This window comes from Pseudomonas sp. NFPP28, assembly GCF_900115535.1.
Taxonomy (GTDB): domain Bacteria; phylum Pseudomonadota; class Gammaproteobacteria; order Pseudomonadales; family Pseudomonadaceae; genus Aquipseudomonas; species Aquipseudomonas extremorientalis.
In genome coordinates this window covers 374,908-387,850 of the sequence record NZ_FOWT01000001.1, presented here as the reverse complement: position 1 = coordinate 387,850, position 12,943 = coordinate 374,908, and the positions used below count along the sequence as shown (strand labels likewise).

General features: G+C 58.8%; 14 protein-coding genes. 3 read left to right on the top strand and 11 right to left on the bottom strand.

The annotated features are described in order from the left end of the window. The first annotated feature begins 1 nt into the window (after nt 1). Nucleotides 2–382, top strand: a complete 381-nt coding sequence (locus BM110_RS01915; RefSeq protein ID WP_093512175.1) for a hypothetical protein — start codon at nt 2–4, stop codon at nt 380–382. On the opposite strand, the gene BM110_RS01910 is transcribed toward BM110_RS01915, so the two are convergent. Then, entirely contained in the window at nt 367–966 is a 600-nt protein-coding gene (locus BM110_RS01910) for a short chain dehydrogenase (RefSeq protein WP_092241236.1), read from the bottom strand. The genes BM110_RS01915 and BM110_RS01910 overlap by 16 nt on opposite strands. A gap of 103 nt (nt 967–1,069) precedes the next feature. Between BM110_RS01910 and BM110_RS01905 the strand changes: the two genes are divergently transcribed. After that, a complete protein-coding gene (locus tag BM110_RS01905; protein WP_092241238.1) occupies nt 1,070–1,978 on the top strand; it encodes a LysR family transcriptional regulator in 909 nt (302 codons plus the stop codon). Here BM110_RS01905 and BM110_RS01900 read toward each other — a convergent pair. The 9 genes from BM110_RS01900 to BM110_RS01860 all read right to left on the bottom strand — a co-directional run bounded on the left by BM110_RS01900 (nt 1,975) and on the right by BM110_RS01860 (nt 9,635). Continuing rightward, nucleotides 1,975–2,460 (bottom strand): DoxX family protein, encoded by a 486-nt coding sequence (locus tag BM110_RS01900; RefSeq protein WP_092241240.1) that lies wholly within the window; start codon nt 2,458–2,460, stop codon nt 1,975–1,977. The genes BM110_RS01905 and BM110_RS01900 overlap by 4 nt on opposite strands. Continuing rightward, the gene (locus BM110_RS01895) at nt 2,457–3,233 is read right to left on the bottom strand and encodes an HvfC/BufC N-terminal domain-containing protein (RefSeq protein ID WP_093512173.1); all 777 of its coding nucleotides are present in this window, start codon (nt 3,231–3,233) and stop codon (nt 2,457–2,459) included. The genes BM110_RS01900 and BM110_RS01895 overlap by 4 nt, the downstream gene beginning before the upstream one ends. Then, on the bottom strand, nt 3,230–4,108 hold the full coding sequence (locus BM110_RS01890) for an MNIO family bufferin maturase (protein ID WP_093512170.1): 879 nt from the start codon (nt 4,106–4,108) through the stop codon (nt 3,230–3,232). Before BM110_RS01890 ends, BM110_RS01895 begins: the two co-directional genes overlap by 4 nt. Nucleotides 4,109–4,131: 23 nt before the next feature. Further along, nucleotides 4,132–4,437, bottom strand: coding sequence for a BufA1 family periplasmic bufferin-type metallophore (locus BM110_RS01885; protein ID WP_092241246.1), 306 nt, complete (start codon nt 4,435–4,437; stop codon nt 4,132–4,134). Nucleotides 4,438–4,637: 200 nt separating this feature from the next. Further along, the gene (locus BM110_RS01880; protein ID WP_017844798.1) at nt 4,638–5,339 is read right to left on the bottom strand and encodes an ABC transporter ATP-binding protein; all 702 of its coding nucleotides are present in this window, start codon (nt 5,337–5,339) and stop codon (nt 4,638–4,640) included. A gap of 1 nt (nt 5,340) precedes the next feature. Continuing rightward, nucleotides 5,341–6,108 (bottom strand): high-affinity branched-chain amino acid ABC transporter ATP-binding protein LivG, encoded by a 768-nt coding sequence (gene livG, locus BM110_RS01875; RefSeq protein ID WP_093512168.1) that lies wholly within the window; start codon nt 6,106–6,108, stop codon nt 5,341–5,343. Further along, nucleotides 6,105–7,358 carry a high-affinity branched-chain amino acid ABC transporter permease LivM gene (locus tag BM110_RS01870; RefSeq protein ID WP_058425230.1) on the bottom strand — a complete coding sequence of 418 codons (1,254 nt, stop codon included), beginning with the start codon at nt 7,356–7,358 and terminating at the stop codon, nt 6,105–6,107. Before BM110_RS01870 ends, livG begins: the two co-directional genes overlap by 4 nt. Next, nucleotides 7,355–8,278 (bottom strand): high-affinity branched-chain amino acid ABC transporter permease LivH, encoded by a 924-nt coding sequence (gene livH, locus BM110_RS01865; protein ID WP_071488852.1) that lies wholly within the window; start codon nt 8,276–8,278, stop codon nt 7,355–7,357. The genes BM110_RS01870 and livH overlap by 4 nt, the downstream gene beginning before the upstream one ends. Nucleotides 8,279–8,507: 229 nt before the next feature. Beyond that, entirely contained in the window at nt 8,508–9,635 is a 1,128-nt protein-coding gene (locus BM110_RS01860; protein WP_058425228.1) for a branched-chain amino acid ABC transporter substrate-binding protein, read from the bottom strand. Nucleotides 9,636–9,976: 341 nt separating this feature from the next. Here BM110_RS01860 and BM110_RS01855 point away from each other — a divergent pair, with 341 nt between their 5' ends. Continuing rightward, nucleotides 9,977–10,282 (top strand): DUF2288 domain-containing protein, encoded by a 306-nt coding sequence (locus tag BM110_RS01855; RefSeq protein WP_092241248.1) that lies wholly within the window; start codon nt 9,977–9,979, stop codon nt 10,280–10,282. A 288-nt stretch (nt 10,283–10,570) separates the two neighbouring features. On the opposite strand, the gene BM110_RS01850 is transcribed toward BM110_RS01855, so the two are convergent. Then, complete coding sequence (locus BM110_RS01850; RefSeq protein WP_071488853.1) at nt 10,571–12,748, bottom strand: hypothetical protein; 2,178 nt, start codon at nt 12,746–12,748, stop codon at nt 10,571–10,573. Between the last annotated feature and the right edge of the window lie 195 nt (nt 12,749–12,943).

The window sequence follows — 12,943 nt, the reverse complement described above, 5'->3', positions numbered from 1 at the left end:
AATGAATATCAAATGGTGTATCTGTGTGCTCATGCTCTGGGCCAATGCAGCCTTCTCAGGCGAGCCCGCCCAGCTCTCCTACTCGTCAGCCACCGATTTCACGGATATTTCGGTGATACTCAAGGGAAGTGAGCACCCTGTGCCGGGTTATGTCGAAGTGAATGTTTCACTGAGCCCAGAGGCGACAGCAAGGACAAAATCCATCACGTTGCTGGCCTACCTAAAGTACGTCACATTTTATGTAGACGGGTATCAGTTAAGTACGGGCCGGGTTCACAGCCAACTGGGCGGGGCGTTAAGACTTATAGCCCCGCGTGCGCTGGTGGTTGAGTGGATGTCTCAGTTATCACCTGAGACAGTTGCCGCTCAACCGACGATGTAGGTCTGCCCGGTCTGCAAACCCTCGACACTCTTCGCGTAGGCCAACGCCACGTCAGCACCTGCCGCGGGTTTGAAACCACGAAAATACGGTGCATAGCTGCCCATGGCTTCCACCAGCACTGTCGGGCTGACAGCATTTACGCGCAGGCCTCGTGGCAGCTCGATGGCGGCCGCTTTGACGAAGGCATCGATGGCGCCATTGACCAATGCAGCCGAGGCGCCGGTGCGGATCGGGTCGCGGTTGAGGATGCCGCTGGTGAAGGTGAACGAGGCACCATCGTTGGCGAACTCACGGCCGATCAGCAGCAGATTGACCTGGCCCATCAGCTTGTCACGCAAGCCCAGCTCGAAATCGCTCTCGCTCATTTCGCCCAATGCCACGAAGTTCACGCTGCCTGCTGCGCAGACCAGGGCGTCGAATTTACCGGTCTGTTCGAACAGCTTGCGGATCGACGCGCTGTCGCTGATATCCACCTGGAAGTCACCGCTGCTGCGGCCGATGCTGATCACCTCGTGACGCTGAGCCAGTTCCGCCTTGACCGCCGAGCCGACGGTGCCGCTGGCGCCAATCAATAGGATTTTCATGGTGCTGTTCCTCCGGGAGTAAGTGAAGGTTCAGTCTAGAGTGGCTTTTTTGCTGGATAAACGCGCTAATAGGCAACCTTTGGTTTTCTTTTGGAAACAATCCATGAGCGAGATGGATGACTTGGCAGCCTTTGCCGTGCTGATCGAAGCCGGCAGTTTTACCGTCGCCGCCGAGCAACTGGGCTGTAGCAAAGGGCAATTGTCCAAGCGTATCAGCCAGATGGAAGCGCGGTTCTCTGTGGTGTTGCTGCACCGCACCACGCGCAGGCTCAGCCTGACGGCAGCCGGTGCGGCCTTGTTGCCCCAGGCCCAGGCCCTGGTGGTGCAGGTGGATCGTGCACGTCAGGCATTGGCCCGGCTCAAGGACGATCTTGCCGGGCCAGTGCGCATGACGGTGCCAGTGTCCTTGGGGGAAACCTTTTTTGATGGGCTGCTGCTGGAGTTTTCCAAGCAATACCCGCAGGTGCAAATTGAGCTGGAGCTCAATAACAACTATCGAGACCTGGCGCGAGATGGGTTCGACCTGGGGGTACGCTCAGGTTCCATTGAGAGCGAGCGCCTGGTGGTCAAGCCGTTGCTGGCCTGGCGTGAGATGACCTGCGCCAGCCCGGCTTACCTTGAGCAACACGGCGAACCTGAGACGCCGGCCGACCTGGCCAACCATGCTTGCCTGCTCAACAGCCACTACAGCGGCCGTGAAGAGTGGTTGTACCACCAGCAGCACGAATTACTGCGAGTACGCGTCAGCGGCACCTTTGCGTCCAACCACTACAACCTGCTGAAAAAGGCTGCGCTGGTGGGAGCGGGCATTGCACGGCTGCCGTCCTACGTGTTGCCGACGGAATTGGCGGAAGGCCGATTGCGTTGGCTCCTGCGCGATTATCAGACGCGCAGCATGCCGATGTACCTGGTGCATCCGTATCAGGGCGGCTTGCCGCGTCGCACCCAGGTGTTGGCCGACTACCTGGTGGAGTGGTTCAAGCGTAGCGGCGAAGCCCTGGACCGCCTTTAACGGTAGCGGCGAGCGATGAGGTGATCGATCGACAAGCGACCCGGGCCTTTCGCGACCAGCAACAGCAATAACGCGAGCCAGGTGCCATGGGTTGGGTAAGCATCCGGGTAGACAAACAATTGAATGGTCAGAGTCATGCCGATCAGAGCCAGGGCCGAGAAGCGCGTGGCGAACCCGACAAGGATCAGCACCGGGAAAAAGTGCTCGGCAAACGCAGCCAAGTGCGCTGCGACTTCCGGCGATAGCAACGGCACATGGTATTCGCTGCGAAACAGCGGCAGCGTCGAGGCCGCGAGGCGCGGTTCACCGAATTGGAAGGTGCCGTTGATCAGGTCCACGGCAAAGCCTTCGACTTTGGTTTGCCCGGATTTCCAGAACACCGCGGCAATCGAAAAGCGCGCGAGAAAGGCGATCAGGCTGTAGGGAATTTGCTCGAAAAGCGCGATGACCTGATTGATCAGACCCGAAGGGTGAGTGTTCATGGCGATACCTCTTGTTCTGGATGCAGATGAGTAATGGCGTTGTGGCTGATCAGCAGCGCCAGGCATTGGTGCAGGTCAAACTGGGCGTCAGCCTCAAGCGCGCGCTCCACGGCGTTTTCCAAGGTCGCGCCCCGGGCCAGGCTGTTGATGAACGCCACTGCAGCAGGGCTGACGGCGAATACCTTGACTTCCAGACCCTGGCGCAACACCAGGGCACTCTGTGCCTGCCAGGGATCCAGGTTTTCCAGACCTCCCTCGGTCTGGTGCGCCGCCCACAGCGCTACTACGCCATAGGCTGAATCCAGCGTGGCCAGGGAGGGATGCCATTGCAGGCGCAGCTCGCCCAGTTCCGCTTGTCCTTGCAGCGCTTGCAGTACGGTCTGCTGATCCAGGGGATGCTCGTCCGCCGCGTGGTAGGCCTGTACCCGCAAGCGCTCCAACCGGGCCATGTCTGCGAGGTAAGGCACGCTGGCTGCCGGTTCGAACGTCTCGATGAAGCAGGCGAACGCGCTACCGTACTCGCTCATCAATGGGCTGGTGGGCGGGTGCGCCTGTGCATAAAGGCCGGCCATGGCGCGGAAAAACGCGTCGCCCACCAGTTGCAATGTCACGGGATAAGCCGCCGCCAAGGCGTTGATCAGTGAGCTGTGCACATTGTTGCGGTACACCGCGAAGCGGCTGGCCGGATCGGCGCCGTTACTGCTGAAAAGGCCATCGGGGCAAGGCAGTTCGGGTGCCAACAAGGCGGCGGTAAAAGCGTCATGCCGGCTCATGGCGTCACCTGTGAAAGATGCCATTCGGCTTGTCGGGCCTCGGCTTGCAGCACGCTGAACGCGGGCAACTGGTTATCCCGCTCGATCAGCGTTGCCACTGGACCGATGCGTGCCAGTACCGACTCGTAGAGTTGCCACACGGCGTTATCGATAGGGGCGCCGTGGTCATCGATCAACAAGCGATCACCCAGGCTGTCGGTGTCTTCGGCAAACCCGGCCAGATGAATCTCTCCCACCGTGTGCAACGGCAAGGCATCGATGTAGGACTGCGGATCACGTTGATGATTGATGCACGACACGTACACGTTATTCACATCCAGCAGCAAGCCACAGCCGGTACGGCGAATGATTTCACTGATGAAGTCGGTTTCGTCCAGGGTGGAGCGTTGGAATTGCAGGTAGGTCGACGGGTTTTCCAGCAGCATCGTGCGCTTGAGCGTGCTTTGCACCTGGTCTACGTGTTCGCACACCCGTTGCAGGGTGGCGTTGTCGTAAGCCAGGGGCAGCAGGTCATTGAGAAACACCGGGCCGTGGCTGGACCAGGCCAGGTGTTCGGAAAAGGAATGAGGTTGATAGCGCTCGATCAGTGCCGCCAACCGTGCCAGGTGCTCACGGTCCGGTGGGGCTTCGCCACCGATGGACAGGCCCACACCGTGCAAGGACAGTGGGTACTGTGCGCGGATCAACCCCAGGTAATGATGAAACGGGCCGCCGGCCACCATGTAGTTTTCGGCGTGCACTTCAAAAAAACCGATATCGGGTGAGGTCTCGAGCACTTCAATGAAGTGCTCATGCTTGAGCCCCAGTCCGGCCCGGCCGGGAAGGCCGGGCGCCTGAGCCTGGGAGACGGCTGGCAGGGATGAAAGAGTCATCATCAGTACTCAGGTTTTGCGAGGGATCAGGATTTGGCGGTGAATGCCGCTTCCTGGCCGTAACCGGTCGGCGAGGTGGAGCTCGGGGTTTTGAGGCAAGTGCCGGCAGGAACCAGCTTCCAGGCGTTGGCCTGGTCTTTGACTTTCGAAGTACCGGCGCAGGAAGTGCCGGCGCCTGCAGCGCAATCGTTCTTGCCGGCTTCCGCGACGCCGTAGCATTTTTGCATGTCGTCGGCAGCATGGGCGGTGGTGGTCAGAGTGGATAGGCTCAGGGCAGAACCCAAGGCCAGGATCAGGGAAGCTGCAGACAGGGAACGGTTCGAAGTTTTCATGGTGTTTCTCCAGTTTGATAAGGTGAGTCAAGGAAGCGATGATGCATGCTTAACCTACTAGAGAACGTCGAGATTCGTACGTTACAGACGGTTTTGAAATTTCTTTTATTTTTGTAGGAAATTGAACTGTTGTGTCGAGATGACCGTTCTAGCACCCATAAAAAAACGGCCTGTAAAGGCCGTTTTCAGGAGCAGAACGATTACCCGCCCAAGTACGCTTCACGTACCTTCGGATCGGTCAGCAACTGCTCGCCCGTGCCCTGCATCACCACCCGGCCGTTTTCCAGCACATAGGCGCGGTCAGCAATCTTCAAGGCCTGGTTGGCGTTCTGTTCCACCAGGAACACCGTCACACCGTCCTTGCGCAGTTGTTCGATGATGTCGAAGATCTGCTGGATGATGATCGGCGCCAGGCCCAGGGAAGGTTCGTCCAGCAGCAACAGCTTGGGCTTGCTCATCAGCGCCCGGCCGATGGCGAGCATTTGCTGCTCGCCGCCGGACATGGTGCCGCCGCGCTGGCTGAAGCGTTCCTTGAGCCGAGGGAACAGGTGCAGCACCTTGTCCATCTGCTCCTGGTAGTCGCCCTTGTCGGTGAAGAAGCCGCCCATGGCGAGGTTTTCTTCGACCGTCAGGCGCGAGAACACGCGTCGGCCTTCCGGCACTACCGCAATGCTTTTGCGCATGATGTGGGACGACTGCTGCCCCACCAGCTCTTCACCCATGTAGCGGATGCTGCCGCTATGGGCCTGGGGCGATCCGCACAAGGTCATCAGCAAGGTCGACTTGCCGGCGCCGTTGGCACCGATCAGCGTGACGATCTCACCTTGGCGCACTTCCACGTTGACGCTGTGCAGGGCCTGGATCTTGCCGTAGAAAGTGGAAACGTTTTCGAATTGCAGCATTTTACGCTTCCCCCAAATAGGCTTTGATCACTTCAGGATTGTCGCGGATCTGCTCCGGTGTCCCGTCGGCCAAAGGCGTGCCCTGGTTGATCACCACGATGTGGTCGGAAATGCTCATGACCAGCTTCATGTCGTGTTCGATCAACAACACCGTGGCGTTGTTTTCTTCACGCAACACGCTGATCAGCGCCTTGAGGTCTTCGGTTTCCTTGGGGTTCAGGCCGGCGGCCGGTTCGTCGAGCATCAGGATCCGCGGACGGGTCATCATGCAGCGGGCGATTTCCAGGCGACGTTGCTGACCGTAGGCCAGGGTGCCAGCAGGGCGGTTGGCAAACTCGGTGAGGTTGACCTTTTCCAGCCAGTACTCGGCGTATTCCATGGCCTCGCGCTCGCTCTTGCGGAACGCCGGGGTCTTGAACAGTCCCGCAAAGAAGTTGGTGTTCAGGTGACGGTGCTGGGCGATCAACAGGTTCTCGACCGCCGTCATGTCCTTGAACAAGCGCACGTTCTGGAAGGTCCGCACCACGCCCTTGCGGGCGATCTCGTGACCGGCCAGGCCCTGGATCGGCTGACCGTCCAGCAGGATGCTGCCACCGCTCGGCTTGTAGAAGCCGGTGAGGCAGTTGAACACCGTGGTCTTGCCGGCCCCGTTGGGGCCGATGAGCGCGACCACTTGTTTCTCTTTCACGGTCAGGGCCACGCCGTTGACCGCCAGCAAGCCGCCGAAGCGCATGCTCAAGTTTTCAACTTTCAGGATCTCGCGGCTCATTTGCGCAGCTCCATGTGTGGGCGTTGCATCGGGAGCAAACCTTGAGGACGCCAGATCATCATCAGCACCATCATGGCGCCGAACATCAACATGCGGTATTCGCTGAACTCACGCATCATTTCCGGTAGCAGGATCATCACGATCGCCGCGAGGATCACGCCCAGTTGCGAGCCCATGCCCCCCAGTACCACGATGGCGAGGATGATCGCCGACTCGATAAAGGTGAACGACTCCGGGGTCACCAGGCCTTGGCGCGCGGCGAAGAAGCTGCCGGCGAAACCGGCGAACGCAGCGCCCAGGGTAAAGGCGGAGAGCTTGATGATGGTCGGGTTCAGGCCCAGTGCGCGGCAGGCGATCTCATCTTCGCGCAGCGCTTCCCATGCACGGCCGATGGGCATGCGCAGCAGGCGGTTGATCACGAACAGGGCGGCCAGTGCCAGCAGCAGCGCCACCAGGTACAGGAACACCACTTTGCTCACCGGGTTGTAGTCGATCCCGAAGTACTCGTGGAACGTCTGCATGCCTTCAGCGGCGGAACGGTCGAACGACAGCCCGAAGAACGTTGGCTTGGGGATGCTGCTGATGCCGTTGGGGCCACCGGTGATATCGGTGAGGTTACGCAGGAACAGGCGGATGATTTCACCGAAGCCCAGGGTCACGATCGCCAGGTAGTCACCGCGCAGGCGCAGCACCGGAAAGCCCAGCAGGAAGCCGAACGTCGCCGCCGCCATGCCAGCCAGTGGCAGGCAGATCCAGAAGCTCCAGCCCAGGTAATGTGAGAGCAGCGCATAGGTGTAGGCACCCACGGCATAGAAGCCCACGTAACCCAGGTCGAGCAGGCCGGCCAGGCCCACCACGATGTTCAGGCCCAGGCCCAGCAACACGTAGATAAGGATCAGGGTGGCGATGTCGACCGCACCGCGCGAGCCGAAGAACGGCCAGATCAACGCGGCGATGATCAGGGCAATGATGATGTAGCGTTGGGTGCGCGGCAGGGTCAGGAATTGGCTGACCTTGGGCGATACCAACGGACCACGGTTGCTCTTGAGCAAGGCATTGAACTGATCGCTGAACAACACGCGCAGGAACATCAGCACCGAACACAGGGCGATGACGGTCAGGGTGACGGGCCCTGTGCCATGCACTTCAAGGTTGATGCCGACAATGCTCAGCTTGAGGCCGAGTACCGGGAAGGCCACGGCCCATACCAGCAAGGCGCTGAAAAACGCCGATTTAAGATATCTGCTCATACTTTCTCAACCTCCGGACGGCCCAGGATGCCGGTCGGACGGAACAACAGCACCAGAACCAACAGGCCGAACGCCACGACGTCCTTGTATTGGTCACCGAAGATATCGGCACCAAAGGCTTCAGCCACACCCAGCACCAGGCCACCGAGCATCGCGCCCGGGATACTGCCGATGCCGCCCAATACCGCCGCAGTGAAAGCCTTTAGGCCTACCAGGAAACCGGCGTTGGGGTTGATCACGCCGTACTGCATGCTCAGCAGCACCGCCGCGACGGCGGCCAGCGCAGCACCGATCACGAAGGTCAGGGCAATGATGTTGTTGGTGTTGATGCCCAACAGGTTGGCCATCTTGATGTCTTCGGCGCAGGCCCGGCAGGCACGCCCCAGACGGGAGCGGGAGATGAACAGGGTCAGGCCCAGCATCGCCACCAGGGTGACGACGAAGACCAGGACCTGCATGTACGAAACCAGCACTTCTTGTGCGCCACCCGGGCCGAAGGAGAAGCTCCCCGGAATCAGGTTGGGAATGGACTTGTCCTTGGAGTCCTGGGACAGCAGTACAGTGTTCTGCAGGAAAATCGACATGCCGATGGCGGAAATCAGCGGGATCAAACGGTTGCTGCCACGCAAGGGACGGTAGGCAACACGCTCGATACTGTAGCCATAGGCACTGGTCACGACGATCGATGCAAGGAACGCAGCGGTCATCAACAGCGGCAGGGAGTGGATACCCAGCATGGCCAGCCCGGCAAGGGCGATGAAGGCCACGTAGGAGCCAATCATGTACACCTCGCCATGGGCGAAGTTAATCATTCCAATGATGCCGTAAACCATTGTGTAGCCAATGGCTATCAAGGCATAGGTGCTGCCAACGGTCATGCCGTTAACCAGCGTTTGGAAAAAATGATAGATCTCAGGCATTACAGCGCTCCTAAAAACCCGATACGCATTTCACTGGTGGAGTCATGTTCCGGCCCCGTGCTGTGTTCTGTGAGCACATTTGCACAAAGCGTTTGCCAGCGAACCGCTGGTGACGGTTTTAAGATTTTCAGGTGAGCCAGCGCCCGGATCGCGGGTGTCAGGCCCATAAACCTCGTAAAACAAAGCCCACTGCTCTCACAGTGGGCTTGTTGGACCAGTAACGCCTGGCTTACTGAGGGGAAACTTCGGTTTTTGGTTTACCGAAGTGCCATTCGTAGACCACGAACTTGAAGTCCTTCAGGTCGCCCTTGGCGTCGAAGCTCAGGTCGCCGGTTGGGGTCTTGAAGGTGCCAGCGTGGATGGCCGCAGCCACTTTGGCGGTGTCTTCGGACTTCGCGGCAGCGATACCGCCGGCGATGACTTCAACAGCCGAGTAGGCCGGGAACACGAACGGACCGGTAGGGTCCTGCTTGTTCTTGGTGAACTCTTCAACGATGGCCTTGTTGGCCGGATCGGTGTCGAACGACTTCGGCAGGGTAACCAGCAGGCCCTCGGAAGCGTTCTGGGCGATTTGCGAGATGGAGTCGTTGCCGACACCTTCCGGGCCCATGAACTTGGCGTTCACGCCTTTTTCCTTGGCTTGGCGCAGGATCAGGCCCAGCTCAGGGTGGTAGCCGCCGTAGTAGACGAAGTCGACGTTGGCTTGCTTGAGCTTCTGAATGAGCGAACCGAAGTCTTTGTCGCCGGCGTTGATGCCTTCGAATAGGGCAACTTTCACGCCTTTCTTCTCGAGGGTCTGTTTAACGGCGGTGGCGATGCCTTCACCGTACTGCTGTTTGTCGTGAATGACCGCAACGACTTTTGGCTTCACGTGGTCGGCGATGTAGTTACCGGCCGCAGGGCCTTGGGCGCTGTCCAGGCCGATGGTGCGGAAGACCAGTTTGTAACCACGGGAAGTGATTTCCGGGCTGGTGGCAGCCGGGGTGATCATGATCACGCCTTCGTCTTCATAGATGTCGGAGGCTGGCTGAGTGGAGCTGGAGCAGAGGTGGCCGACCACGAACTTGACGCCGTCGTTGACCACTTTGTTGGCCACGGCAACGGCTTGTTTAGGATCGCAAGCGTCGTCGTACTCCTTGGCTTCAAGCATTTTGCCGTCGACGCCGCCCTTGGCGTTGATGTCGGCGATGGCTTGCTTGGCACCCATGAATTGCATGTCGCCGTATTGCGTCACAGGACCGGTTTTAGGACCTGCGATACCGATCTTGATGGTGTCGGCTGCGAACGAATGGCCGGCAACCCCAGCCAGGACCATAGCGGCAAACAGTTTGGAAATCTGCTTAGTAGCCTTATTCATAGTGCTCCACTCTTACTGTTGTATTTTTTATAGTTCTAGCGGCCTTGTGAGCTGCAGAACCGGATCAGATATCTCGGATATCCCCCCGGCAGTGCCCTGGCAACTGTACCGGTACAGTGTAGAGCGCCGGTTGATCGCTTGAAAAGCTGGCTGCTGGGGGCAAAACCCGGGTATGTCGCTTAAATGAAAGAAAAAGACAGAATTGCGGCGGGGTGATGCCAGAGTTCCGGGCAATCCTTGGCTTTCCTGACCCTTTCAATCGATGACGCATTTGCAACTGGGTTTTTCTGCCTGACGCTCGACGTTATGATTGCGCCGATTTTTTATTCAGGTGAACTCCCATGACGCAAGAACCTAGCACCCTCTATGCCAAGCTGCTCGGTGAAACTGCCGAAATTTCCTGGAAGGAGCTTGAGCCGTTCTTTGCCAAGGGTGCCCTATTGTGGGTCGACGCTGGCCTGGATTTGATCGAAGCGGCCGAAGGCATGGCCGAGGATAACCGCGACAAAGTCGCCGGGTGGCTGGCTGCGGGGAGCCTTGGCGAAGTGTCTGCGACGCGGGCGCTGGACCTGGTGGAGCGCGATCCGAGCCTGTGGGCGGTGGTGGTTTCGCCGTGGATTCTGATCCAGGAAAGGGCGGCGCAATAAAAGCCCGCACGAAAAAGGTGCGTCTTTTTTGCCGCGGTAAGTGTGTAGCGGAGTAACCGCTGAGGCGGTGATGGCATCTTGCCGTAGAGAAAGGTCACAGCCGAGGGTGACGTGCGCGTCACGGGAACAGTTGGGCGGGTGGCTAAACGGCTGCAGAATTGTTTCGTGGTGTGGCAAGGCTATACATTTTTTTGCAATACAGGCCGTCATCGCAGGCAAGCCAGCTCCCACATTTGAAATGCATTCCAAGTGTGGGAGCTGGCTTGCCTGCGATGGGCGCGCCTCGGTCTAAGCCGTCTTGCCGGTATGGTTGTTCAAGGAGATAACTTTGGTCTTGCCAATTCGGTGGCGGTAGATCTCACGCAGGTACTTGATCGCCTTCTTCACGCAATCCCGTGACAGGCGAATGTCATTGATCGACACGAACTTCTCCTTGTCGTTGATCAGCTCGCGGTACTTCTTCTCATACATCGGCTTGATCGCGTACCAGTTGGTATCGAGGATCTTCGCCGGGTTCTCGAACTCGTTGAGCAACTCGTCGATACGATCTTCGTCGAAGTCCTCGTGGATGATGAAGTCCAGGATCGAGTTATCCAGCGTGTCATCGAAGCGGTACGGGTTGCGCGCAAAACAGCGTTTGATGAAGGCCACGATCAATGTGAGGAAGTCATCCGACAGGCACGGGCTCTTGGCGATCAGGGTGGTCAGCGACAGGTTGGCCGAGGCGCCGATCACCAGGGCGTAGCGCTTGAGCGTGGTGTTGGGGAACAGGCTGTTGAGGTGGGTCTTGAGCCGATTCAGGTCCATGTAGGACAGCTTGTAGTCCTTGGGCAGCGACACAATCGAGACCACCGACGAGCAGTTCTTGAAGAAGTGCAGGTCATGCAGCGCGGCGGCGTCGTAGCCAGAGTTCTTGTACTGTTCCAGGGACGCCTTGTAGCGCTTGGATTCGATCGGCAACAGGCTGATGCCTTCGATGGCCTGGGTGACCTTGTTGAAGTGCGGCAGGTCGATGGAACGGAAGAACAGATCGTCGATGTTCAGGCGCTGCGGCTCTTTCTCGAACACCTTGAACTTGTCGTTCGACGGCGCCGGGGTTTCCGGGACCACGGACTCGGCGTAGGCAATCGCCACCGGGCCGGCCAGGCTCATGAACAGGTCGTTGGCATCCAGGCGAATGGTTTCGCCGATGTCGATGCCAGCGCGCCGGAAGTAGTTCTGGTCGTAGTCGGTGGTCACGGCCTGGGCGGTGAGGATGTTGAAGATCTGCTGTGAAATATACTGGTTGGCGTGTTTTTCCATGGCATTGACGTCAATGTTCTGGATATTGCCGTCATCGCTTTCTTCGGCATAACGCATGATGTCATTGGAGATCAGCATCATCGCGTTCCACGGCCGGATCCGTCCCTTCACGCTGGCTTCGCTGCTGTCTTCATTGGCGAAGTTGTACGAGAAATCCCATTCTTCCGACAGGTATTTGCACAGCAGTCGCCCGGCGTTGATGTGCAGCGCCTCGGACATTTCGCTGCGGTGGTCGGAAATGTTCGGCAGCACGCAGATGCCGCTGGTGAAGATCGGCTCGAACACAAAGGCGTGACCGCTTTTGCTGTCGTGCTCATCGGCGGGCTTGGTGTCGAAGGTCTTGTTCATGTACGAGTGTTGCTGGGCCAGGCCGAATTCCGAGGCCATGCCTGAACCCGTGCCGCCGCCGGCGCTGAAGATCGAGAAGTACAGGCGCGACTGGTTGGCCTTGATACCGCAGGAGTCGATCAGGTACGAGTGGATCATCTTCCAGTCGGGGCTGGAAAAACGCTGGGTGTCTTTGTTCAGGATGATCTTGGCCAGGTACTGGCCGAGGATTGGCGCGTTACCGGCGCCGCCAGCATGGACTTCCGACAGGTCCATGATTTTCATCTTGCTGTAGTCGCGCAGGAAACCGCTTTTCTCGCCCTTGCGCGAGAAGCGGATACGTCCGGCGATGTCCTTGTCCAGGTCGCCCAGCATCACCAGCGGCTCGACGAGGAATACCGGTTTGCTGGCCTTGCCGCTGCCCAGGCGCAGGTTGTTGCGGATCCACTGGGCCGGGCTGTAACCCTTGTCCTGTGACTTATCTTCATTGCTGAATTCGTTCAGGTAGAACTTGCGCGCGTTGTACACCAGTTCCGCTACGTCCAGCGCGATGTTCGAACCGCAGCGGCCCAGGCCGATCAGGCATACCGAGGGGAATTCCTGTTCGTTGCGCGGGTCGCTGTCGCCTTCCAGGTGGGGCGGGCGCGGGAACACCATGTCGCGCAGGCCGTCGAGGTTGTCGAGGATGCGGTCGGTATTGGTTTCGGTGAAGTACAGGTATTGCTGGGTGGCCAGCGGGCGGGCGGTGCTCAATGACTTTGAACCTGGGGGTGTGTCCGCAGGAGCTGGGAGCAATACGTCGGATACCACGGTGGCAGAGTTATTTTTAGAAGTCATTGTGCGCCATGTGCCTGGGCGGATGGCTGAAACAGATCAAGGGGCCATCACGGAATGGGTGTTCGCGACTTTGCAGTGCGTCCTTGTCCTGGACGATTGGGTTTTACCCCTGTGATTTCAGGGAAAACACGGCCGGACTCTGGTGAATCGGCCGTTCGTCGGAGTTCTTTAGGCAAATGATGGCGAAATGCCAAA

Excerpts from the sequence above, each read along its gene's own strand:
- BM110_RS01860 (WP_058425228.1), bottom strand. The coding sequence starts at position 9,635 with ATGAATAAGGCTACTAAGCAGATTTCCAAACTGTTTGCCGCTATGGTC.
- BM110_RS01910 (WP_092241236.1), bottom strand. The coding sequence starts at position 966 with ATGAAAATCCTATTGATTGGCGCCAGCGGCACCGTCGGCTCGGCGGTC.
- BM110_RS01915 (WP_093512175.1), top strand. The coding sequence starts at position 2 with ATGAATATCAAATGGTGTATCTGTGTGCTCATGCTCTGGGCCAATGCA.
- BM110_RS01855 (WP_092241248.1), top strand. The coding sequence starts at position 9,977 with ATGACGCAAGAACCTAGCACCCTCTATGCCAAGCTGCTCGGTGAAACT.
- BM110_RS01900 (WP_092241240.1), bottom strand. The coding sequence starts at position 2,460 with ATGAACACTCACCCTTCGGGTCTGATCAATCAGGTCATCGCGCTTTTC.
- BM110_RS01905 (WP_092241238.1), top strand. The coding sequence starts at position 1,070 with ATGAGCGAGATGGATGACTTGGCAGCCTTTGCCGTGCTGATCGAAGCC.
- BM110_RS01895 (WP_093512173.1), bottom strand. The coding sequence starts at position 3,233 with ATGAGCCGGCATGACGCTTTTACCGCCGCCTTGTTGGCACCCGAACTG.
- livG (WP_093512168.1), bottom strand. The coding sequence starts at position 6,108 with ATGAGCCGCGAGATCCTGAAAGTTGAAAACTTGAGCATGCGCTTCGGC.
- BM110_RS01890 (WP_093512170.1), bottom strand. The coding sequence starts at position 4,108 with ATGATGACTCTTTCATCCCTGCCAGCCGTCTCCCAGGCTCAGGCGCCC.
- BM110_RS01885 (WP_092241246.1), bottom strand. The coding sequence starts at position 4,437 with ATGAAAACTTCGAACCGTTCCCTGTCTGCAGCTTCCCTGATCCTGGCC.
- BM110_RS01850 (WP_071488853.1), bottom strand. The coding sequence starts at position 12,748 with ATGACTTCTAAAAATAACTCTGCCACCGTGGTATCCGACGTATTGCTC.
- BM110_RS01870 (WP_058425230.1), bottom strand. The coding sequence starts at position 7,358 with ATGAGCAGATATCTTAAATCGGCGTTTTTCAGCGCCTTGCTGGTATGG.
- livH (WP_071488852.1), bottom strand. The coding sequence starts at position 8,278 with ATGCCTGAGATCTATCATTTTTTCCAAACGCTGGTTAACGGCATGACC.
- BM110_RS01880 (WP_017844798.1), bottom strand. The coding sequence starts at position 5,339 with ATGCTGCAATTCGAAAACGTTTCCACTTTCTACGGCAAGATCCAGGCC.